Annotated in this window: 19 protein-coding genes; 15 read left to right on the top strand and 4 right to left on the bottom strand. The window is 69.9% G+C overall.

Annotated elements, in window-relative coordinates; translation table 11 throughout:
• Positions 1–4: 4 nt before the first annotated feature.
• Together KBO27_RS21210 and mptB are read right to left on the bottom strand one after the other, a co-directional pair.
• Complete coding sequence (locus KBO27_RS21210; RefSeq protein WP_210971627.1) at positions 5–937, bottom strand: ABC transporter ATP-binding protein; 933 nt, start codon at positions 935–937, stop codon at positions 5–7.
• Between the two features lie 11 nt (positions 938–948).
• The gene (gene mptB / locus KBO27_RS21205) at positions 949–2526 is read right to left on the bottom strand and encodes a polyprenol phosphomannose-dependent alpha 1,6 mannosyltransferase MptB (RefSeq protein WP_307870530.1); all 1578 of its coding nucleotides are present in this window, start codon (positions 2524–2526) and stop codon (positions 949–951) included.
• 85 nt (positions 2527–2611) lie between these two features.
• On the opposite strand from mptB, the gene KBO27_RS21200 reads away from it, so the two are divergent.
• The 7 genes from KBO27_RS21200 to KBO27_RS21170 all read left to right on the top strand — a co-directional run bounded on the left by KBO27_RS21200 (position 2612) and on the right by KBO27_RS21170 (position 9288).
• Positions 2612–3430: a helix-turn-helix transcriptional regulator gene (locus tag KBO27_RS21200; RefSeq protein WP_210971626.1), complete on the top strand. Its 819-nt coding sequence runs from the start codon at positions 2612–2614 to the stop codon at positions 3428–3430.
• Positions 3427–4884, top strand: coding sequence for a Fe-S cluster assembly protein SufB (gene sufB / locus KBO27_RS21195; protein ID WP_132678068.1), 1458 nt, complete (start codon positions 3427–3429; stop codon positions 4882–4884). The genes KBO27_RS21200 and sufB overlap by 4 nt, the downstream gene beginning before the upstream one ends.
• A 1-nt stretch (position 4885) precedes the next feature.
• Positions 4886–6070: a Fe-S cluster assembly protein SufD gene (gene sufD / locus KBO27_RS21190; protein ID WP_210971625.1), complete on the top strand. Its 1185-nt coding sequence runs from the start codon at positions 4886–4888 to the stop codon at positions 6068–6070.
• A gap of 54 nt (positions 6071–6124) precedes the next feature.
• Complete coding sequence (gene sufC / locus KBO27_RS21185; protein ID WP_210971624.1) at positions 6125–6898, top strand: Fe-S cluster assembly ATPase SufC; 774 nt, start codon at positions 6125–6127, stop codon at positions 6896–6898.
• A complete protein-coding gene (locus KBO27_RS21180; protein WP_210971623.1) occupies positions 6895–8193 on the top strand; it encodes a cysteine desulfurase in 1299 nt (432 codons plus the stop codon). Before sufC ends, KBO27_RS21180 begins: the two co-directional genes overlap by 4 nt.
• Before the next feature lie 21 nt (positions 8194–8214).
• Complete coding sequence (gene sufU / locus KBO27_RS21175) at positions 8215–8655, top strand: Fe-S cluster assembly sulfur transfer protein SufU (protein ID WP_210971622.1); 441 nt, start codon at positions 8215–8217, stop codon at positions 8653–8655.
• Positions 8656–8886: 231 nt separating this feature from the next.
• Positions 8887–9288 (top strand): metal-sulfur cluster assembly factor, encoded by a 402-nt coding sequence (locus KBO27_RS21170; RefSeq protein WP_132678060.1) that lies wholly within the window; start codon positions 8887–8889, stop codon positions 9286–9288.
• Between the two features lie 127 nt (positions 9289–9415).
• Here the strand turns inward: KBO27_RS21170 and KBO27_RS21165 are convergent, their stop codons facing one another.
• Both KBO27_RS21165 and KBO27_RS21160 read right to left on the bottom strand, forming a co-directional pair.
• Positions 9416–11248 (bottom strand): GGDEF domain-containing protein, encoded by a 1833-nt coding sequence (locus KBO27_RS21165; protein ID WP_210971621.1) that lies wholly within the window; start codon positions 11246–11248, stop codon positions 9416–9418.
• Positions 11249–11583: 335 nt separating this feature from the next.
• Positions 11584–12789 carry a lycopene cyclase family protein gene (locus tag KBO27_RS21160; protein ID WP_210971620.1) on the bottom strand — a complete coding sequence of 402 codons (1206 nt, stop codon included), beginning with the start codon at positions 12787–12789 and terminating at the stop codon, positions 11584–11586.
• 60 nt (positions 12790–12849) lie between these two features.
• Here KBO27_RS21160 and KBO27_RS21155 point away from each other — a divergent pair, with 60 nt between their 5' ends.
• From KBO27_RS21155 to KBO27_RS21120, 8 genes are all read left to right on the top strand, one after another.
• Positions 12850–14361, top strand: a complete 1512-nt coding sequence (locus KBO27_RS21155) for a deoxyguanosinetriphosphate triphosphohydrolase family protein (RefSeq protein WP_210971619.1) — start codon at positions 12850–12852, stop codon at positions 14359–14361.
• 213 nt (positions 14362–14574) lie between these two features.
• Positions 14575–15249, top strand: coding sequence for an acVLRF1 family peptidyl-tRNA hydrolase (locus KBO27_RS21150; RefSeq protein ID WP_210971618.1), 675 nt, complete (start codon positions 14575–14577; stop codon positions 15247–15249).
• 184 nt (positions 15250–15433) lie between these two features.
• On the top strand, positions 15434–17062 hold the full coding sequence (locus KBO27_RS21145) for an ABC-F family ATP-binding cassette domain-containing protein (protein ID WP_210971617.1): 1629 nt from the start codon (positions 15434–15436) through the stop codon (positions 17060–17062).
• Between the two features lie 188 nt (positions 17063–17250).
• On the top strand, positions 17251–17460 hold the full coding sequence (locus KBO27_RS21140; RefSeq protein WP_093260265.1) for a helix-turn-helix domain-containing protein: 210 nt from the start codon (positions 17251–17253) through the stop codon (positions 17458–17460).
• A gap of 49 nt (positions 17461–17509) precedes the next feature.
• Positions 17510–18322, top strand: a complete 813-nt coding sequence (locus KBO27_RS21135; protein WP_246537688.1) for an enoyl-CoA hydratase/isomerase family protein — start codon at positions 17510–17512, stop codon at positions 18320–18322.
• 125 nt (positions 18323–18447) lie between these two features.
• Positions 18448–19074 (top strand): TetR/AcrR family transcriptional regulator, encoded by a 627-nt coding sequence (locus tag KBO27_RS21130; RefSeq protein WP_210971616.1) that lies wholly within the window; start codon positions 18448–18450, stop codon positions 19072–19074.
• Between the two features lie 125 nt (positions 19075–19199).
• Positions 19200–19922, top strand: coding sequence for an Imm1 family immunity protein (locus KBO27_RS21125; protein WP_132673788.1), 723 nt, complete (start codon positions 19200–19202; stop codon positions 19920–19922).
• 244 nt (positions 19923–20166) lie between these two features.
• A complete protein-coding gene (locus tag KBO27_RS21120) occupies positions 20167–21960 on the top strand; it encodes an ABC transporter substrate-binding protein (protein ID WP_210971615.1) in 1794 nt (597 codons plus the stop codon).
• The last annotated feature ends 13 nt before the right edge of the window (positions 21961–21973 follow it).

Below are 21973 nucleotides of genomic sequence, written 5' to 3'. Positions count from 1 at the left end.
GCGGTCACGATCGAAGCTCCCGTCCGGTCAGGTCCAGGAAGACGTCCTCCAGGCTGCGGCGGGTCACCCGCAGCTCCTGGGCCAGCACGCTGTGCTGGGCGCACCAGGCGGTCACCGTGGAGACCACCTGCGGGTTGATCTCGCCGCGCACCACGTAGTCGCCGGGCCGCAGCTCCTCGGCGTTGTAGCCCTCGGGCAGCGCGGCCAGCAGCAGGTCCAGGTCCAGCGCGGTCTGCGAGCGGAACCGCAGCTCCTGCTTGCCGTCGGCGGGTGCGGTGAGCTCCTCGGCGGTGCCGTCGGCGACCGCGCGGCCGTGATCGACGATCACCACCCGGTCGGCCAGCGCCTCGGCCTCGTCCATCAGGTGCGTGGTCAGCAGCACGCTCACCCCGTCCCGGCGCAGCGCCGCGACCAGGTCCCACACCATGCGGCGGGCCTGCGGGTCCAGCCCGGCGGTCGGCTCGTCGAGGAACACCAGCTCCGGCCTGCCGATGAGAGCGCAGGCCAGCGACAGGCGCTGCTGCTGGCCACCGGAGAGCCGCTTGTAGGAGGTCCGGCGCACCGATTCCAGCCCGAGCACCTCCAGCAACCAGGCCGGGTCGAGCGGGTCGGCGGTGCACGCGGCGACGAGGTGCAACATCTCCTCGGTGCGCACGCCCGGGTAGGCGCCGCCGCCCTGCGGCATCACGCCGATGCGGGGTCGCAGCTGCTCGCCCTGGGTGCGCGGGTCGAGGCCCAGGACGCGGACCTCGCCGCGATCGGGACGCTGGAAGCCCTCGCAGATCTCCACCGTGGTGGTCTTGCCCGCGCCGTTGGGGCCCAGCAGCGCGAGCACGCTGCCGCGCGGCAGGCACAGGTCGAGGCCGGCGACCGCGGTGGTGTCCCCGAAGCGCTTCTCCAGCCCGCGCAGCAGGACGGCCGGACTCTCGTTGCTCACGGATTCACAGCCTATTGCGTGACGGGCCGAACACGGCCGAGGGTGGGCCAGAGGGCGGGCATGCGCTTCCTCACCAGCAGCAGGATGATCGTGAAGGCGATGAGCGCGGCGATCACCGCGAGCGGAACCTGGTAGGCGCGCAGCAGGAATCCGGCCCCGGTCGGCGGGACCACCAGGGACACGGCCGCGCAGATCACCGTCGCGGTGACCCGGAACCGGGAGCTGTTGGTCGCCAGCGCCAGCGGCACCACCGACCACAGCAGGTACCAGGGCCACAGCACCGGCACCGCCAGCGCCAGCGTGAGGAACGTCGCGCCCATGGCCACCAGCGGCTGGATGCGCCCGCGGAAGGACAGCCACAGCATCCACAGGCACGCGCCGGCGACGATCAGGTAGCCGATGATCTTGGTGATGGCCAGCATCGCGTCGGTCTGGTTGCCCAGTCCCAGCAGCGTGGACACCCCGCCGCCGGCCATGCCGAACGCGGTCAGCGGGGCCATGACGGTCTTGACCCGGTTGGGCACGTCGAAGGTGTCGATCCAGCCCAGGCCCCAGCCGCTGCCCACGGTGATCACGGTCATGGTCACGAGGAACACCGCACCGAGCAGGCCGCCGATGCGGAACAGGTCGCGCCATCGACCGCCCTGCAGCAGCACCAGGCAGATGCCGAAGAAGCCGAGCGCGATCCAGCCCGGTGGTTTGATCGCACCGGCGATGGTCAGCAGCACGCCGGCGGCGACGGTCCCCGGGATCGACTGGAACCGCAGGCCCAGCTCGATGGCGGTCAGCATGATGCCGACCATCAGCGCCTCGTTGTGCATGCCGCTGATCACGTGGAACAGCACGATCGGGTTGGCCACGCCGAGCCACAGCGCGGCCGCCGGGTGCACGCCGCAGCGGCGGGCCAGCCGCGGGATCGCCCAGATCGCCAGCGCCAGGCCGCACAGCATCACCACGCGCCACAGCAGCACCCCGAAGATCACGTTGTCGCCGATGATCCGCGAGATGAGCTGTCCGAACATCAGGAACAGCGGCCCGTAGGGCGAGGGGGTGTCGCGCCAGATGTTGGGCACGTTGCTGGTGAACGGGTGGTCCACGCCCAGCCCGATGACCGGGCTGACCAGGTACGGGTTGAGCCCGCGCGCGGCCACCTCGCTCTGCGCGAGGTAGCTGTACATGTCGGTGCTGAACAGCGGCGGGCACAGCGCCAGCGGCAGGGCCCACATCGCGGCGGTGCGCGCCAGCTGGCCGACGGTGAGGATGCGTTCGCGTCCGGGCAGGCACAGCCGCCCGAGCCACAGCCAGGCCGCGATGATCATCAGCATCCCGAGCCAGCAGATGGCCATCGCCACCGTGGGCATCCGGGTGAGCAGGCCGAGCAGGCGGGCGCCGTAGAGCGGGTTGATCACCGGGTTGGCGCCTGCGCCGAACGCTCCGGCGGCCAGGATCAGAGATCCGGTGGTGCCGAAGCGACGGATGTGGTCGAGCTGCCTCCGCTCGGCATGGTCGATCGGCAACGTGCTGGTCCGTTCGGAGGAGTCCGATCCGGGGAGCAACGCCGCCTGGGTCGTCGTTTCGCCTGCAGCCACGAGGACGAAGCCTAATCGCGTGAGTCAGGTCACGTGCCCGCCCCGCGCCCTGGTGCCTGCGATCGAAATAGGTAACATTCGTGTTGTGAAAAAGGTCGGGACGTCGAAGCCGACCGCAGCCGCCACCGAGACGGGGCCTGCGGGCCATCTCGGCACGGCTGCGCAAGGCGACGGCCGGACCCGTCACACGGTTGCGCGGTTGCTGCTGGAACGGGGGCCGATCACCGCTGCTGCGGTGGCCGAAGAACTCGGGGTCAGCCCCACCGCGGTGCGCCGGCACTTGGACGTGCTGGTCGCCGAGGGTGAGGCCTACACCCGGGAGTCCTCTCCGCGCGGCCGTCGGGGTCGTGGCCGGCCGGCCAAGCTCTACCTGCTCACCGAGTCGGGCAGGGCGAGGTTCGGGCACGCCTACGACGACCTGGCGGTGGCGGCACTGCGGTTCATCGCCGAACACGAAGGGGAACAAGCGGTGCGCGAGTTCGCCGAGCGGAGGATGGCAGCCCTCGTGGCCCATCACCGCGACGCTCTCGTAGCCGCTCGGACCCCGGCCGAGCGCGCGGAGGTACTGGCCGACGCGCTCACCCGGGAGGGCTACGCTGCCTCGGCGCGCAGCGTCGGAAGCGGCGAGCAGCTCTGCCAACACCACTGCCCGGTGGCGCACGTGGCTGCGGACTTCCCGCAGCTGTGCGAAGCCGAGACGGCGGCGTTCGCCGAAGTACTCGGCACCCACGTGCAGCGGCTGGCCACGATCGCGAACGGTGATGCGGCCTGCACCACGCACGTACCAACCGCGCGGTTGACGGATCCGGGCCAGAGCCCGGACTCCGAACAGACCTCTGCCGGTTCGGTCCCGAAGGACCGGCAGAACACCGCCCCGATTCCTGCTGGAGGGGAGTCCGTATGACTGCCGCTGCGGAGCAGCGCAATCCCACCACCGACGGTTCTGGTCAGCTCACCCAGGAAGAAACCCTGGCGACGCTGGGCAGCTACGAATACGGCTGGGCCGACAACGACGTCGCGGGCGCAACCGCCAAGCGAGGTCTGTCCGAGGACGTCGTCCGCGACATCTCGGACAAGAAGAGCGAGCCCGAGTGGATGCTCGAGACTCGCATGAAGGCCCTGAAGCTGTTCGACCGCAAGCCCATGCCGAACTGGGGCGCGGACCTGTCGGGCATCGACTTCGACAACATCAAGTACTTCGTCCGGTCCACCGAGCAGCAGGCCCAGACCTGGGAAGACCTGCCCGAGGACATCAAGAACACCTACGACAAGCTGGGCATTCCGGAAGCGGAGAAGCAGCGGCTGGTCGCCGGTGTCGCCGCGCAGTACGAGTCCGAGGTCGTCTACCACCAGATCCGCGAGGACCTGGAGGCCCAGGGCGTGCTGTTCCTGGACACCGACACCGCTCTGCGCGAGCACCCGGAGATCTTCAAGGAGTACTTCGGCTCGGTCATCCCGGCCGGTGACAACAAGTTCTCCGCGCTGAACACCGCCGTGTGGTCGGGTGGCTCCTTCATCTACGTGCCGCCGGGCGTGCACGTCGACATCCCGCTGCAGGCCTACTTCCGGATCAACACCGAGAACATGGGCCAGTTCGAGCGGACGCTGATCATCGTCGACGAGGGTGCCTACGTGCACTACGTCGAGGGCTGCACCGCTCCGATCTACTCCAGCGACTCGCTGCACTCGGCGGTCGTGGAGATCATCGTCAAGAAGGGCGGCCGCTGCCGCTACACGACGATCCAGAACTGGTCGAACAACGTCTACAACCTGGTGACCAAGCGCGCCAAGGCCGAAGAGGGCGCGACCATGGAGTGGGTCGACGGCAACCTCGGCTCCAAGGTCACCATGAAGTACCCCTCGGTGTTCCTGATGGGCGAGCACGCCAAGGGCGAGGTCCTGTCCGTCGCCTTCGCCGGCGAGGGCCAGCACCAGGACGCCGGCGCGAAGATGGAGCACCTGGCGCCGCACACCTCCTCGACGATCGTCTCCAAGTCGATCGCCCGCGGTGGTGGCCGCACGTCCTACCGAGGTCTGGTCAAGGTCGCCAAGCGCGCCCACCACTCCTCGTCGAACGTCAAGTGCGACGCGCTGCTGGTCGACACCATCAGCCGCTCCGACACCTACCCGTACGTCGACGTCCGCGTGGACGACGTGACCATGGGTCACGAGGCGACGGTGTCCAAGGTCAGCGATGACCAGCTGTTCTACCTGATGCAGCGCGGTCTGACCGAGGACGAGGCCATGGCGATGATCGTCCGCGGCTTCGTCGAGCCCATCGCGCGCGAGCTGCCGATGGAGTACGCACTGGAACTGAACCGACTGATCGAGCTGCAGATGGAAGGGGCCGTCGGCTGAGATGAGCACCACCAAGACCGACGACGCCGCTCAGCACGGCCTCGCCGAGCACTCCCACGGGGGGCCTGTCGTTCCGCAGGCCTCCCGCGGGGAGCGCTTCCGCTCCTACGACGTCGAGGCCTTCGAGGTCCCGGGCGGGCGCGAGGAAGACTGGCGGTTCACCCCGCTGAAGCGGCTCAAGGGCCTGCACGACGGCTCCGCCACCGCCACCGGCAACCTCAAGATCGAGGTCACCGGTGAGGCGACCGTGGAGACCGTGGGCCGCGACGACGCGCGCATCGGCAAGGGCGGAGTGCCCGCCGACCGCGTCGCCGCCCAGGCCTGGAGCGCCTTCACCGAGGCCACCGTGGTCACCGTGCCCAAGGAGACCAAGCTCTCCGGGCCGGTCACCGTCACCATCGACGGCCCCGGTGCGGACCAGGTCGCCTTCGGCCACCTGCAGATCCACGCCGAGCAGTTCGCCGAAGCCGTGGTCGTCATCGACTACCGGGGCTCGGGCACCATCGGCGACAACGTCGAGTTCGTCGTCGCCGACGGCGCGCAGCTGCGGGTCGTGTCCATCCACGACTTCGCCGACGACGCCACGCAGGTCAGCTCCGAGCACGCCACCCTCGGCCGCGACTCGGTGTTCCGCCACTTCGCCGTCACCCTCGGCGGCGACCTGGTGCGCGTGAACACCACCGTCAACTACGCCGACAAGGGCGGCGACGCCGAGCTGCTGGGCATCTACTTCGCCGACGCGGGCCAGCACCTGGAACACCGCATGCTGGTCGACCACAGCGTGGCCAACTGCCGCAGCAACGTGCTCTACAAGGGCGCGCTGCAGGGCGATTCGGCGCACTCGGTGTGGATCGGCGACGTGCTCATCCAGGCCGCCGCCGAGGGCACCGACACCTACGAGCTCAACCGCAACCTGGTGCTGACCGAAGGTGCGCGGGCCGACTCGGTCCCGAACCTGGAGATCGAGACCGGCGAGATCGAGGGAGCCGGCCACGCCAGCGCCACCGGCCGGTTCGACGACGAGCAGCTGTTCTACCTGCAGGCCCGGGGCATCCCGCAGGACCAGGCACGCCGCCTGGTCGTGCGCGGCTTCTTCGGCGAGCTCCTGCAGAAGATCAACGTGCCCGAGGTGCGGGAGCGCCTCGAGGCCGAGATCGAGGAAGAGCTCGCAGTCGTCGGCGCCTGAGCGCCACGATCGATTCCAGACTTTCGGTACCACACACCAGGAGAACGAGAAGAAATGGCCACCCTGGAGATCAAGGACCTGCACGGTTCGGTCCTCACCGAGGACGGCCCGAAGCCGATCCTCAAGGGCGTCAACCTGACCATCGACTCCGGTCAGATCCACGCCATCATGGGGCCCAACGGCTCCGGCAAGTCGACCCTGGCCTACGCGCTGGCCGGTCACCCCAAGTACCAGATCGACTCGGGCACGGTGCTGCTCGACGGCGAGGACGTCCTGGAGATGTCCGTCGACGAGCGCGCCCGCGCGGGCCTGTTCCTCGCGATGCAGTACCCGGTCGAGGTGCCGGGCGTGTCGATGTCGAACTTCCTGCGCACCGCCGCCACCGCCGTCCGCGGTGAGGCCCCGCAGATCCGGCACTGGGTCAAGGAGGTCAAGCAGGCGATGTCCGACCTGGACATCGACCCGTCCTTCTCCGAGCGCAGCGTCAACGAGGGCTTCTCCGGCGGTGAGAAGAAGCGCCACGAGATCCTGCAGCTGGACCTGCTCAACCCGAAGTTCGCGGTGCTCGACGAGACCGACTCCGGTCTGGACGTCGACGCCCTGCGCGTCGTCTCCGACGGCGTCAACCGCTTCAAGGGCAAGGGTGACAAGGGCGTTCTGCTGATCACCCACTACACCCGGATCCTCAAGCACATCACCCCGGACCGCGTGCACGTGTTCTCCGACGGCAAGGTCGTCGAGTCCGGTGGCGCCGAGCTCGCCGACGAGCTCGAGACCAACGGCTACGTGCGGTTCACCGGCAAGAAGGAGGCGGCCGCCCAGTCATGACCCAACAGCCTCTTCGCACCACTGGTGCGAGCACCCCGCTGGACGTGGCATCGATCCGCGCGGACTTCCCGATCCTGGGTCGCACCATCCGCGACGGCAAGCGCATGGTCTACCTCGATTCCGGGGCGACCTCGCAGCGGCCGCGCCAGGTGCTCGACGCGGAGCGCTCCTTCCTGGAGACCTCCAACGCCGCCGTGCACCGCGGCGCGCACCAGCTGGCCGAGGAGGCCACGGACGCCTATGAAGGCGCGCGAGAACGCATCGCGAACTTCATCGGCGTCGGGGATGACGAGGTGGTGTTCACCAAGAACGCCACCGAGGGCGTGAACCTCGTCGCCTACGCCATGAGCAACGCCGCGACGGCCGGGGCGGAAGCCGAGCGCTTCCGCCTCGGCCCCGGCGACGAGGTCGTGGTGACCGAGATGGAGCACCACGCCAACCTGGTGCCGTGGCAGCAGCTGTGCGAGCGCACCGGCGCCACGCTGCGCTGGTTCGGGGTCACCGACGAAGGCCGGCTCGACACCACCGACGTCGCCTCGGTGATCTCCGAGCGGGCCAAGGTCGTGGCCTTCACCCACCAGTCCAACGTGCTGGGCACCGTCAACACCGGCGAGGACATCATCCGCCGCGCCCACGAGGTCGGCGCGCTGGTCGTGCTCGACGCGTGCCAGTCGGTGCCGCACGCACCCGTGGACTTCAAGGCCATGGGCGTGGACTTCGCGGTGTTCTCCGGGCACAAGATGCTCGGCCCCTCCGGGGTCGGCGTGCTCTACGGTCGCCGCGAGCTGCTCGACGCGATGCCGCCGTTCATCAGCGGTGGCTCAATGATCGAGCTGGTCCACATGGAGCGCTCCACGTTCGCCCCGCCGCCCCAGCGGTTCGAGGCGGGCGTGCCGATGACCTCGCAGGTCGTCGGGCTCGGTGCGGCCGTGGACTACCTCAACGAGGTGGGCATGGACCGGGTGGCCGCGCACGAGCACGCGCTCACCGAGACCGCGCTGCGCGAGCTCAGCGCGATCGAGGGCGTGCGGATCATCGGCCCCACCAGCACCGAGCACCGCGGTGGCGCCGTGTCCTTCGTGATCGACGGCGTGCACCCGCACGACGCCGGCCAGGTGCTCGACGACCAAGGCGTGGAGGTCCGCGTGGGCCACCACTGCGCCTGGCCGCTGCACCGCCGGATGGGAATTCCCGCGACGGTCCGGGCGTCGTTCTACCTGTACAACGAACTGGATGAGGTCAAGGCGTTGGTGGATGCGGTGCGCGAGTCGCAGCGCTTCTTCGGGGTTGCCTGACTTTCGACCGAGGATCGCGACATGCAGCTTGAGCAGATGTACCAGGAGATCATCCTGGACCACTACCGCAACCCGCACCGGCACGGGCTGCGGGAGCCGTTCGACGCCGAGTCCTTCCAGGTCAACCCGACCTGCGGGGACGAGGTGACGCTGCGGGTGCGGTTGACCGGCGAGGACGAGAACGCCATCGTCGACGACGTCTCCTACGCGGGACAGGGCTGCTCGATCAGCCAGGCGGCGGTGTCGGTGCTGACCGACCTGGTCGTCGGCAGGCCGTTGAAGGAAGCCCTGGAAACCGAGGCCGCGTTCAGCGAGCTGATGCACGGCCGAGGCAAGATCGAACCGGACGAGGACGTGCTGGAAGACGGCATCGCCTTCGCCGGCGTGGCCAAGTACCCGATGCGAGTGAAGTGCGCCTTGCTCGGCTGGATGGCCTTCAAGGACGCGGTCTCCCGAGCGTGAGAGTGAGGGTGTGCGGAGATGTGCGTAGCGGTGCGGGTGGCAGAACCTGAGCGGCTTCGTGGACTCCGTGCGCCGCTCCTGATGTATGCCAATACACGGCGTCGCGGCGTACTCGCCACGAACCCGCTCAGAACCTGCGGCGGTGCAGGTTGCTCGGGTGGGGTGAGGAGCAAGCGGCTCCGCCGCTAGGCCTGACGGCCAGTCCATGCCAACAGACTTTCAGGAGGCAATGTGAGCGACGAGACCCAAGTGCAGGACGAGGCGCGCACTGCTGACGCCCTGCCTGAGCAAGCCGCCCCGGCGGCCGAGGTCGCCAAGCTGGAGGACGTCGAAGAGGCCCTCCGCGACGTGGTCGACCCCGAGCTGGGCATCAACGTCGTCGACCTCGGCCTGGTCTACGACGTCCGCGTCGAGCAGGACAACTCCGCGACCGTGGACATGACGCTGACCTCGGCGGCCTGCCCGCTGACCGACGTCATCGAGGACCAGGCCCGCGCCGCCCTGTGCGGCGGACCGGGTGGCGGCCTCGTCTCGGACTTCCGGATCAACTGGGTCTGGATGCCGCCGTGGGGACCGGAGAAGATCACCGAAGAGGGGCGCGAGCAACTACGAGCCCTCGGCTTCACGGTCTGATCGTTCTTGAATCCCGCGGTCCGCTTGCGTGGCGGTGCGGGTTGCTCAGGTGTTGAGAAGAGAGAGCGGCTTCGCCGCTTGCCTGACGTTGGGGCCCCCGGCATTCGTGCCGGGGGCCTCTTCGCGCTCAGTAGCCGTAGTGCATCTGCTCGGGGTCGTGGGTGGGGAAACCCATGGGCGGCGATGGCGGGGGTCCCTGGGTGGGCGGCACCGGCGGGGGAGGGGTGCTGGTCAGAGGCGGTGCCTGGACCGGGGGTGCTCCGGGGCCCTGACCCCTGAGGACCTCGATCCGCTCCGAGCCCGGTCGGGACATGACCCAGCTCGATCCCGTGAGCTGCTTGGCGTAGTGCTTCAGCGGGGCGAGCTTGCTGGACGCCTCGTCGTAGTCGGAGACCGTCTGCGTCGTGCACACCAGAGTGGCCAGCGAGACGGTGATCTCCACGTCGCCCGCGGTGCGGGACGTGCCCAGCACCGAGTCGGCCAGCGTGACCAGGTCGTCCAGGTCCGCGACCAGCAGGAAGTCGTCGCCGCCCACGTGACCGACCTGCACCGACGTCAGCGCTGCCGCCGCGTCGGTGAGGCTGCGCCCGATCGAGCGGATCACGTCGTCACCGGCGGAGAAGCCGGCCGTGTCGTTGACCGCCTTGAAGCCGTCGATGTCCAGCCAGCTCACCGCGAAGATCTCGCCGGCGGCGATCCGCCGGGCCACGTCGCGGGCGATCGCGTCGCTGCCCGGCAGGCGGGTCAGCGGGTTGAGCGCGGCGGCCTCCTCGACCTTCATCTCCGCCATGCCGCGGATCAGGTCACCGGCCCGGACCGCCCCCAGGCAGCGGCCGGCCTCGTCGACCACGATCGCGTCGTCGTACATCCGGTACTGGTCGGAGCGGGTGACCATGCTCAGCGCTTCCATCGCGGTGGTGCCGGTGTTGACCACCCGTGGTTCGTCGGCCAGCCGCGAAGCCGGGCGCTTGGCGTGCAGCGCGTGCCCGTACGGGCCGGTCACCGCCAGCAGGAAGCGGTTCCGGTCGATGGTGTGCCTCGGCCGGTTGTGCTCGTCGACCAGCACGACACCGCTGATCTCGGTGTGGTCGGCCAGCACCTCGCGCACCTTGTCGGCGGTGACGTCCATGGACAGCACCGTCGCGGGCGAGAGGAACTCCGTCACGCGCGGCCCGCTGGCGAGGGTGCTGACCGTCGGCGAGTGCGGGTCGGTGACCTCGGCTGCCACGCCCGGAACGGTGCTCGTCGTCGGAGGCCTGCGGCCGGCCGGTGCGAGCAGGTTGCCCTGCACCAGGCGCACGCCGTTGCGCCGCAGCGCGTTGAGCTGGCGGTCGCTCTCGACGCCTTCGGCGACCAGCTGGCTCTCGGTGGCCTCGCACAGGTGGCGCACCGACTCGACGACGGCGACCCGCGCCGGATCGTCGGGCAGGCCCTGCACGACACCCCGGTCGAGCTTGATGGTGGCCGGGCCCATGTCACCGATCATCGTCAGCGGGATGTCGCCGTCGCCGACCCCGTCGAGGGCGATCTGGAAGCCCTCCGAACGCAGCTTGCCGATGCCCTCCAGCAGCTGATCCGGGTCGATCCGGGCGAACGGCGGCCCGATCTCGAGGGTGATCTCCTGCTCGCGCCTGCCGACCTCGCGCAGCTTCTCGCGCAGCAGGCCCAGCCGGTCGTGGTCGTGGACCACGGTGCCCCCGAAGAGGTTCACGTGCAGCGGGAGCAGTGATTCGTGCTCCGCCGCTGCCTGCACGGCGTTCACCGCCAAGTCCACATCGAGCTCGGTGAGCCGACGAAGGCGCGCCGCTTCCCGGAACAGGTCCTGGACGTGCGCGCCCGCCGGCCGGGCCAACGCCTCGATCGCGACGATGGCACCGGTCTTGATGTTGATCAATGGCTGGAACGCGAAGCGCACTTCGTCCACCAGCGCGAGCACGGAGTCGATATTGCCCCGGCTCATACTTCTCCAGCGACCGTGTTCACGATCTGTTCACCGACATCTCAGCTCCTCCTCGTCGGCGGAGCGCCGCCATTCCCGCCGACCAACTTAGCGTGCTTGAGCAGCACGTAACATCAGCCGGACGAACGGTGCGTGGCACCGGGCACCTCATTCCGAGTCTGCCTGATCACACTGCGTAGACAACGGCCAGAGCCTATCGGGTAAATGCCTGCACGCAGCGTGAACGTTTTGTGAATAGGGCGACTCGAAAAACAGGATTGTGATTTGCGCGTCCCGCGAATGGCGTAAAAGCGGACGCCATTTCACCGCTTATTCAGCGTGGAATGGGACGCAGATCAACTTCCGCCGAGACCGTGTTTCGCAGCGGGATGCCCGAACGACATCCCACCCAGCACGATCCTACGGCGCACGCTCCACGGAACCCGGGTGAACAGCGCCGACATGGCGCGCGCCGTGCCCGCCGAGGTGCCCTCACCCGACAGGAACTCGATCCGGTGCGCCTCGGGCAGGGTGAAGAACGCCTCGAAGAACTCCGGCACCAGCTCCGGCGGCAACGACAGCAGGACGCGCAGCGACCGCTGCCGCAGCACGTGCGCGGCCAGCACGTCCGGCGGCCACAGCACCTGCCAGCCCGCCCGCGCGGCCGTGGCAGGACCCGGTGTCACGCCCGCCAGACCACCGGACAGCGCCGCCGCCAGCCAAGGCGCGCGGCGCAGCGCCCGCGCGACGCTGAAGCCGCTGGCCGGGTGCACGAATCCGGCCGCGGCGCCGAACGGCACGACCCGGCCGGGCCGGGGCAGCGGATCGTCGACCGGGAACCGCACCCGCTCCTCGCCCAGCCGCGATTCGGGGTCGATCCCGGCGTCGGTCAGGCGCCCGGCGAGCCTGCGCCGCAGCAGGGCCAGCGGCAGCGCGGGGCGGCGGGCGAGGGAGGTCTCCTCCAACAGGACCTGGTCGGGCCCCACCCGCACCGCGTACAGGAACGTCGGCCAGCCGCCCCGGGTGCGCGGCGCCGAACGCCAGTCCATGAACACGCCCTCGCCCGGGCCGCAGAACGCCTCGGCCGTGGCCGAGTCGACGAGCCAGCCCACCGCGGTCTGCTGCGCAGGCGGGTGCGCCGGTCGTCCGCCGGACAGCGCTCGCGCAGGGCCGGTGGCGTCGACGACCACCCCTGCCGCGAGCCGCCTGCCGTCCTTGAGGATCAGCGTGGAACCCGTCGGGCCGTGCTCGGCGGCGACCGCGCGGCCGGTCACCTCGGTGACGTCGGCGCGCCACAGGTGCTTCCACACGGCGGTGTTGTCCAGCACCGCGTAGGGCCGCTGCCACACGTGGGAGCTCGTGCCGTGCACGTGAACGCGGTCCATCACCGTCGACAGCGAGGCGACGTCGGGCGGCAGCTCGTCGGCCCAGGAACCGAAGGTGCTCGCCCAGCCGCTGCGCGGTGCCGGATCGACCAGCGTCACCGCCAAACCGGCATCGCTGCAGGCCGAGGCGGCGGCCCGACCAGCAGGCCCGCCTCCGACGACCACGACATCCGCCACCCGATCATCAGATCACGCCCGCCCTGGGGCCCGCGTGGTGGCCGCCGATACCTTGACCGCATGGAGGAAGTGCAACCACGCGCCGCCCGCCGCAGCGATCGCACCGGGCACACCGTGCCGGGTGACCTGGCCGCGAGCCCGTTCCGCGCGGACCGCGACAGGATCTCCGCCTCTGCCTTCTTCGCGCGGCTCGGCGGCGTCACCCAGGTCGTCAGCCCGTCCGGCTCAGGCCTGCTGCTGCACAACCGGCTCACCCACAGCCTCAAGGTCGCCCAGGTCGCCCGCGCCATCGCCGAGCGCCTGCTGGCCGACCCCGTCACCCGGGCCGAGCTCGACGAGCTCGGCGGATGCGATCTGGACGTCGTCGAGGCCGCCGGGCTCGGCCACGACCTCGGGCACCCGCCGTTCGGGCACCTCGGGGAGAGCGTGCTGGACAGGCTGGCGCGCGAGCGCTTCGCGCTGCCCGACGGCTTCGAGGGCAACGCCCAGACCTACCGCGTGGTCACCCGCATCGACGTGCGCGGCGTGGAGGGCAAGGGCCTGGACCTGACCGCCGCCGTGCGCTCGGCGCTGCTGAAGTACCCGTGGACCAGGAACTCGCCGGTTCCCCGCCAGGCGGCCGAACTGCCGCGCGGCGCGTCGGAGCCCGCCGGCGCACCGGGCACCGGAGCGGCGAAGTTCTCCGCCTACAGCACCGAGCTCGACGACCTGCTCGACGCGCGCCTGCCGTTCGAGAAGGTCGTGCCGGACTGGCAGCAGACCGTCGAGGCGTCGATCATGGACACCGCCGACGACATCGCCTACGCGATCCACGACCTGGAGGACTTCCACCGCGTCGGCATCCTGCAGTTCACCTCCGTGCACCACGAGCTGCAGGAATGGCTCGGCCACAGCGTGGAGTTCGCCGCCGAGGAGCACGTCGCGGCCGGAGACTCGCGGCCCGGCGCCTCGCTGGAGCTGCTGCGCCGCCGCCTGCACGCCAAGGACGGCTGGATCGCCGACGACGAGGCGTTCAACGACGCGGTGAAGAAGGTGCGCACCGAGTTGGCGGTCGACCTGCTGGAGGTGCCCTTCGACCGCTCCCAGCAGGCGGAGCAGGCCGTGGCCAGGTTCTCCGCGGACTGGACCCGGCGACTGGTCGAGGGCATCCGCGTCGACCGGGCCGTCCAGCCCCGCTCCGGCCACGTGGCGCTCGCGCCCGAGCAGTGGCACGAGGTGCAGGTGCTCAAGTTCGTGCACCGGCACTTCGTGCTGCAACGGCCGGACCTGGCCCTGCACCAACGCGGCCAGGACAGGCTGATCAGCAATCTCGTCGAAGCCCTCGACGAGTGGCTGATCGACGAGGTCGAGGTCGCTCCGCACCGGCTGCGCGATCTGTTCGGCCTGGCCCGCGAGGAGTTCGACGAGCTGCCGCGCGAGATGCTGCCCGAGGGCGCCGACCTCACGACGCTGGCACGCGGTCGCGCGGTGATCGACTTCATCGCCTCGCTCACCGACGACCAGGCCGCCGCGCTGCTGGAAGCGCTGTCGGGACGCACCACGCAGCTGTGGAACGACACCTTCGTCCTTTGAGGCTGTTCAAGAATCACCCTGCTTGGCGGTGCGGGTGGCGGAACCTCAGCGGTCCTCTGGCTCCGGGATCCGAGACTGATGTATGCCAATGCACGGCGTGTCGGCTGTCCTCCCCAGAGAACCGCTGAGAACCCGCAGCGGTGCGGGCTGAGTCCCACACCTGATGCAGCGGCTATCGCCGCCTTCAGGATCGAGTTCTGAGCGGAGTCGGATATGAGCAAGGTTCGTCAGCTGGCCGGTGGTGGGCGGGCGGTGGAGGTGGCGCCGGGCCGGGTGGCCGGGTGGTTCGAGCGCTTCGCCGCCTCCCACGGCGGTGCCGCGAGCACGCTGGTGGAGCCGCGAACGGTGCTGGTCACCGCCACCGACGGCGCCACGGCGACGGTGCGCGTGCCCTTCGGCCCGCTCCCGGCGCCGCACGGCGAGCACCCCGGCCTCGTGGTGTCGTCGCTGGTGGAGCACGTGTCGGTGTCCCGCCGGATCGGACTGGTGCTGGTGCGGCTGGGCGCGCACAGCATCGGTGTCGCCGTCGACGGCGTCGTGCAGACCTCCACCACCGACCGGCACCTCGTGCACGGCCGGAACAAGGCGGGCGGCTGGTCCCAGCAGCGCTTCGCCCGCCGCCGCGAGGGGCAGTCGGCGCGCTCGCTGGCCTCGGCCGCCGACGCCGTCGCCAAGGCACTGCTGCCGGTGGCCGCCGAGCTCGACGCGCTCGTCCTCGGCGGCGACCGGCAGGCGCTGCAGGCGTTGCGCGAGGACACCCGGCTGACCACGCTGTTCGACCGCGCTGAGCAGCGCGTTCTCGACGTGCCCGAACCGCGCCGCGCGATCCTCGACGAAGCCGCCAAGCGGGCGGTCGCCGTGGAGATCGAGGTCCGGGACCCGCAGTGAGGTTGAACGCAGGCGAAATCCGCTGGATCCCGACCGGTAGACTCGAGTCCGTGGTCAGCAAGCGAATCTTGGTGCGTTCCCGCGCCACTCCGCGCGTCGATTAGCTCCGCGCCCGCACGCCCACCCGTTCGTCGCCGGTGGGCGCACTCATGCCACGCAGACCACCTATTACCCGGAGTTCTCCTTGATCTCAGCCACTGGCCTGGAACTGCGCGCCGGTTCCCGCATCCTGCTCGCCGACGCGACCCTGCGCGTCCAGCCCGGCGACCGAGTCGGCCTGGTCGGCCGCAACGGAGCGGGCAAGACCACGACGTTGAAGGTCCTCGCAGGTGAGGGCCAACCGCACGCCGGCGATCTCACCCGCCGCGGCGAGATCGGGTACCTGCCGCAGGACCCGCGCGAAGGCGATCTGACCGTGACCGCCCAGGACCGGGTGCTCTCGGCGCGCGGCCTCGACAAGCTGCTGCGCGACATGGAGAAGGCGCAGACCGCGATGGCCGAGCTCGTCGACGAGAAGGAGCGCGACAAGGCCATCAACCGCTACGGCCGCCTGGAGGAGCGCTTCGGCGCCCGCGGCGGGTACGCGGCGGAGAGCGAAGCCGGCCGCATCTGCAGCAACCTGGGGCTTCCCGGCCGAGTCCTCAACCAGCCGCTGAGCACGCTCTCCGGTGGTCAGCGCCGCCGCGTCGAGCTCGCGCGCATCCTGTTCGCCGCGTCCGAGGCCGGGCCCGGTGGCCGTTCGGCGACGACGCTGCTGCTCGACGAGCCCACGAACCACCTCGACGCCGACTCCATCAACTGGCTGCGCGACTTCCTGAAGAACCACGACGGCGGGCTGGTGGTCATCAGCCACGACATCGACCTGCTGTCGGCCGTGGTCAACAAGGTGTGGTTCCTCGACGCCATCCGCGGCGAGGCCGACGTCTACAACATGGACTGGACCCGCTACCAGGACGCCCGCGCCGCCGACGAGAAGCGGCGCCGCCGGGAGCGCGCCAACGCCGAGAAGAAGGCGTCCGCGCTGATGACGCAGGCCGACAAGATGCGGGCCAAGGCCACCAAGGCTGTCGCCGCGCAGAACATGGCCAAGCGCGCCGAGAAGCTGCTGGCCTCCGCCGAGGCCGAGCAGGCCCAGGAGAAGGTCGCCAAGATCCGCTTCCCGGATCCCGCCCCGTGCGGCAAGACGCCGCTGACCGCCGACGGCCTGTCCAAGTCCTACGGCTCGCTGGAGATCTTCAGCGGGGTGGACCTGGCCGTGGATCGCGGGTCCAAGGTCGTCGTGCTCGGCCTCAACGGTGCGGGCAAGACCACGCTGCTGCGGCTGCTCGGCAGTCAGGAAGAAGCCGACTCCGGAGCTGTCGTCCCAGGTCACGGCCTGCGCATCGGCTACTTCGCCCAGGAGCACGAAACCCTCGACCACGACGCCACGGTTTGGGAGAACGTGCGCTCCGCCGCTCCCGACGCTCCCGAGCAGCAGCTGCGCAACCTGCTGGGCACGTTCCTGTTCCAGGGCGAGCAGTTGCAGCAACCGGCGGGCACCCTCTCCGGCGGTGAGAAGACGCGGTTGGCGCTGGCGGGACTGGTCTCCAGCCAGGCCAACGTGCTGCTGCTGGACGAGCCGACGAACAACCTCGACCCCGCCAGCCGCGAGCAGGTGCTCGACGCGCTGCGCAGCTTCAGCGGCGCGGTCGTGCTGGTCACGCACGACCCCGGCGCGGTGGAAGCGCTCGAGCCCGAACGGGTCATCCTGCTGCCGGACGGCACCGAGGACCACTGGTCAGCCGAATACCTGGATCTGGTCCAGTTGGCGTAGCGCTCCGTATACCACGACGGCGGGCTACTACGGATGGATTAGTGCATTCCGGTGATCGCCGCGTGCCCATCTCGACCGATGGCCGATCTTTTTTCCATGATCGCCTGGCGTTCGGGCCTTTCCTGTTCGATCATTGCGCTGACAGGGGTCGCGAGGCCCGACCTGCTCAGAGGGAAGGCGGGGACACCGTGGCTGAGCTGAAGAAGGGCGCGCGCATTACGGGAAGCGCGCGCGACAAGCTGGCCAGTGATCTGAGAAAGAAGTACGAGAAGGGGGCGAGCATCCGCGCACTGGCGGAGTCGACCGGTCGGTCCTACGGCTTCGTGCACCGGGTTCTGAGCGAATCAGGCGTGCAGTTGCGTGGCCGTGGCGGCGCGACGCGGTCCAAGAAGAAGTGAACTCGACGGCCGGCCGTTCCCGGTCGTGCCGTCCAGCCTGGAGGTCCGCTTGGCGGAGTCGGTAGTGGACGCCGACCTGTTGGATCGTGGCGGTGTGGGGCTCACGATCCACGGGCGGCGTGCCACCATCACGCTGGACCGCCCGGACAAGCTCAACGCGCAAACCCCGCACACCTGGCAGGCGCTGCGGGAAATCGGCCGGTCGTTGAGCGCGGAGATCCGGGTTGTCGTGCTGCGCGGAGCCGGCCGGGCTTTCTCGGCCGGACTGGACCGGAGGATGTTCAGCCCTGAAGGGGTGGACGGTGCTCCGGGCCTGGCGGCGCTGGCCGAGCGCCCCACCGAGCAGTCCGACGCCGAGATCGCCGGCTACCAGCAGGCGTTCAGCTGGTTGCGGGAACCGGAACGGGTCACGATCGCTGCCGTGCGGGGTCATGCGATCGGAGCCGGGTTCCAGCTGGCGCTCGCCTGCGACATGCGGGTGCTGGCCACCGACGCGCGGCTGCGGATGGCCGAGACCGGGCTCGGGCTGGTGCCCGATCTCGGCGGGACGCTGCCGCTCGTGCGCGCGGTCGGTTACGCGCGCGCGGTGGAGATCTGCGTGACCGGGCGTGAGGTCACCGCCGAGGAAGCGATGCGGATCGGCCTGGCCAACCAGGTCGTCGACCCGGACGGGCTGGACGCCGCGGTCGACGCCCTGGTCGAGTCGGTGGCGGCTCCGCCGGAGGGCGCGGTCCGCGAGACGTTGTCGCTGCTGGCACTGGCCGACGAGGCCGTCGATCCGGAGCAGCAGCTCGCGGCCGAGCGCGCCGCGCAGCTGCGCCGCATCACCGAGCTCGCCCAGCAGCTCGGCGTGGTCCGATGATCACCCGTTGCTGATCATCGGCTCGTAATAGCGCTCTGCGCTGCAACACCCCCGCGTGCCCTCGCACCACCGCTGTGGTGTCGGGGATACGATCTTGCTCAACTCGAGCGAGATCTAGGGGATGCATGACGCAGCGAGGAAACCGTCGGGAACTGCTCGCCGATGCCGCCATCGAGGTGCTCGCGCGTGACGGCGGCCGCGGGCTGACCCATCGCGCGATCGACCGCGAGGCGCGGGTCCCGGAGGGCACCACCAAGAACTACTACCCGACGCGCAACGCCCTGTTCGAGGCCATTGCGCACTACCTCGCCGAACGGCACGTCGCCGCGCTCGAAGCGCTCTGCGCCCACATCCCCGAGGACGTCTGCCCCGACGACATCACCGCGCTGTACGCGGCGATGCTGAGCCGCATGTCGGGCAACGCCCGTTCCCAGTTCCTCGCGCTGTTCGAGCTGCATCTGGAAGCCGTCCGCAACCCCGAGGTGCGCACCGCGCTCGGCGAGATCAGCCGGGCCAGCGTCGACACCGCCGTCCAGCTGCACGCCGCGGTCGGGCGCCGGATCGGCAGGCGCGGCGCGGGTCTGCTCGACGCGGGCATGCTCGGCGTCGCGTTGTCGACCCTCAGCCTGCCCGGTGAACTCGTCGAAGACCTCGGGCTCGACGACGCCGAAGGGCTGACCCGCGCGTTGCTGACCCTCGGCGGCACCCGCGATGAGTCGGCGCTGGAAGTGCTGCGCGACTGGGCCGGTTGATCCGTTCGGAGATCAACCGGATGCGCTGCGGGACCGCGAGATGACTCGCGGTAGCCTCACTGTGAACGAGCTGCGCCTGGGGTGCCCCCGCTGGTACCCGTGATCGAAGTGGATGCAGGGAAGGCATGTCGAATCCAGCACAGGACGAGCCCGACCCGCACGCACCGCTGGAACCGCCCGCGGTGGTTTTCGCGCGTCTGACCGACGTACCGGTCGATGCCCTGGACAAGCTGATCGAAGACACCCGCGCCGTCTACGACGACCTCAACAAGGTCCTCGGCCACCCGTACTGGGGAGACCTGGTGTACCACCAGGGGGCGGCGATGCGGGCGTTGACCGAGGCCAAGACCTGCCTGGAAGGTCTGCGGGCCGAGGCCGTCGGTGCCCGCAACACCGAACTCGGCGTCACCGTCACCACCGCGGTCATCGACGGCGAACGGCACTACGCCCAGAACGAGGACGACAAGGCCGAACTCGTCGACAAGCTGCTGCGCTCGCCCGGTGAGGGCGCCGGGCACATCTACGTCTGGGACCGGCCGCACGCCGATCCCGAAGCGCCCGGTCCGTACGAGCAGATCCGGATCGTCACCGATGCCGAGAGCGAACTCGGGGTCCTCAACTTCACCGAAGAGGACGTCGAAGGCGACATGATCTCCTGGCACACCTGCAACCCGCAGCCGTCGGGGGACGCGCCCGCCTTGCCGTTCGACGCGGGCAGCACGCTGAAGTTCCCGCGCAACGCGGTGCTGTCGTTCCGCGAACTCCGCGCAGCCCTGGACGAATTCACCCGGACCGGAGCCAAGCCCGAATGCGTGCAGTGGCAACCGGCCCGCTGGGGTGACTTGTAAACCGGGCTTCCCGCGGTCGTTTCGCCCGCCGGGACGGGTAGCGGAACTCGTACGGCAAGACGTGCCCGAACGCGCGATCGCGCTCCTCGCGGGTTCGGCGCCCGCTGGGTCGGCAGCGCGTTCGGGCAACGGTTTCGTGCCCGAGCGTGACGCGGGTTCGCGACAACCCGCGGTGAAGCATTGACTAACAGCAGGAAAAGGTGGTTCCTTCTTTCCATTCGCGCGAGGACGAAGGGGGCCACACGTGCGTAGACGACTCGTCGCGCTGGGGGCCGCGTTGCTGGTCGGCTCGTTGCTGCCCGCACCGGCGTCGGCACAGGAGAACGGGGACCGCCCGCAGGGCGCCACGCTGCGCGTCGGACTGCAGCAGCAGATCGACTCGCTCAACCCGTTCCTGGGTTACACGTTGGCCGCCACGGACATCTTCCGGGCGATCTACCCGACGCTGACCACCTACAGCACCGAAGACTTCGGCGTGGAACCGGAGCTGGCGGAGCGGTGGGAGTCCACACCGGACAAGCTCACCTGGACCTTCCACATCCGGCCCGGGGTCACCTGGTCCGACGGTCAGCCGGTCACCGCGCGGGACGCCGCCTACACCTACAACCGGATGATGACCGACCCGGCCGCCTCCACCGCCAACGGCAACTTCGTGGAGAACTTCGACCAGGTCTCCGCCCCGGACGACTCCACGCTGGTCATCCGCACCAAGACGCCGCAGGCCACGATGCTGGCCATCGATGCGCCGATCGTGCCCGAACACGTGTGGTCCAAGGTCGCCGACGTGGAGAACTTCGCCAACGACCAGATGCCGGTCGTCGGCAGCGGCCCCTACGTGCTCACCGGTTACCGGCCGGAGCAGGACGTCACGCTCACCGCCAACCCGAACTTCTGGCGGGGCGCGCCGAAGGTCGCCGAGGTGCAGTTCACCCAGTTCAAGAACAGCGACGCCGCCGTGCAGGCGCTGCGCAAGGGCGACCTCGACGTGGTCCAGAAGCTCACCCCCGCGCAGTTCGACGCGCTGGAGGGCGAAGCCGACATCAAGCAGGTCAAGGGCCAGGGCCGCCGGTTCTACGAGATGATCCTCAACCCCGGCGCCACCAACAGCGAGAACCAGCCGATCGGCAGCGGGCACCCCGCGCTCACCGACGTCCGGGTCCGGCAGGCCATCGATCTCGCCATCGACCGGAAGGCCCTCGTCGAGCGGGTTCTCGGCGGCTACGGGCAGGTCGGCGGGGGATACCTGCCACCCATCTTCGGCGACTACCACTGGACCCCGCCGCAGCCGCGCGGATTCGACCCGGCCGCCGCGAACCGCCAGCTCGACGAGGCCGGGTACACCCGCGGGCCCGACGGAATCCGCCGCACGCCGCAGGGCGAACCGCTGAACTTCGACTTCGTGCTGCACGGCGACGAAGCCGCCGACTCGCAGGTCGGCGAGTTCGTCAAGCGCTGGCTCGCCGACCTGGGCATCAACGTCGAGCTGCAGCCGGTGTCGGACAACCAGCTCAACGATCGCACCACCGCCGGCGACTTCGACATGGTCATCAGCGGCTGGTCGGCCAACCCCGACCCGGACTACGTGCTGCGCCTGCAGACCTGCGGCGCCCGCCCGACGCCCGACGGCAACGGCACCCCGGACACGCTGCAGTGCGACCCGGCCTACGACGACCTGTACGGCAAGCAGCTCGCCGAGTTCGACCCGGCCAAGCGGGCCGACCTGGTCAAGCAGCTGCAGTCCCGGTTCTACGACCAGGCGACAGGGCTGGTGCTGTACTACGCCAACTCGCTGGAGGCCTACCGCACCGACCGGTACAACGGCTTCACGACGCAGCCGGCGGCCGAAGGCGTGATCACCGGTCAGCAGGGCTACTGGGGCTACTACGGCGCCGAGCCCACCGACAAGGCGATCAACGGCTCCGACGGCACGAACTACACCGCCGTCGCCTGGGGCCTCGGCGGGCTCGTCGTGCTGATCGTGCTGGTGGGAGTGGTGGTCGTCGTGCGGCGCCGTGCCACCGCGGACGACCGGGAGTGACCGCGTGCCGGAC

The sequence above is a fragment of the Saccharopolyspora endophytica genome (genome assembly GCF_018070075.1).
Taxonomy (GTDB): domain Bacteria; phylum Actinomycetota; class Actinomycetes; order Mycobacteriales; family Pseudonocardiaceae; genus Saccharopolyspora; species Saccharopolyspora endophytica.
Note: the sequence above shows the minus strand (reverse complement) of the source record. Positions and strands in the feature narration are given on the sequence as shown.

Excerpts from the sequence above, each read along its gene's own strand:
- sufC (WP_210971624.1), top strand. The coding sequence starts at position 6,125 with ATGGCCACCCTGGAGATCAAGGACCTGCACGGTTCGGTCCTCACCGAG.
- KBO27_RS21180 (WP_210971623.1), top strand. The coding sequence starts at position 6,895 with ATGACCCAACAGCCTCTTCGCACCACTGGTGCGAGCACCCCGCTGGAC.
- KBO27_RS21130 (WP_210971616.1), top strand. The coding sequence starts at position 18,448 with ATGACGCAGCGAGGAAACCGTCGGGAACTGCTCGCCGATGCCGCCATC.
- KBO27_RS21165 (WP_210971621.1), bottom strand. The coding sequence starts at position 11,248 with ATGAGCCGGGGCAATATCGACTCCGTGCTCGCGCTGGTGGACGAAGTG.
- sufD (WP_210971625.1), top strand. The coding sequence starts at position 4,886 with ATGAGCACCACCAAGACCGACGACGCCGCTCAGCACGGCCTCGCCGAG.
- KBO27_RS21125 (WP_132673788.1), top strand. The coding sequence starts at position 19,200 with ATGTCGAATCCAGCACAGGACGAGCCCGACCCGCACGCACCGCTGGAA.
- KBO27_RS21150 (WP_210971618.1), top strand. The coding sequence starts at position 14,575 with ATGAGCAAGGTTCGTCAGCTGGCCGGTGGTGGGCGGGCGGTGGAGGTG.
- sufU (WP_210971622.1), top strand. The coding sequence starts at position 8,215 with ATGCAGCTTGAGCAGATGTACCAGGAGATCATCCTGGACCACTACCGC.
- KBO27_RS21155 (WP_210971619.1), top strand. The coding sequence starts at position 12,850 with ATGGAGGAAGTGCAACCACGCGCCGCCCGCCGCAGCGATCGCACCGGG.
- sufB (WP_132678068.1), top strand. The coding sequence starts at position 3,427 with ATGACTGCCGCTGCGGAGCAGCGCAATCCCACCACCGACGGTTCTGGT.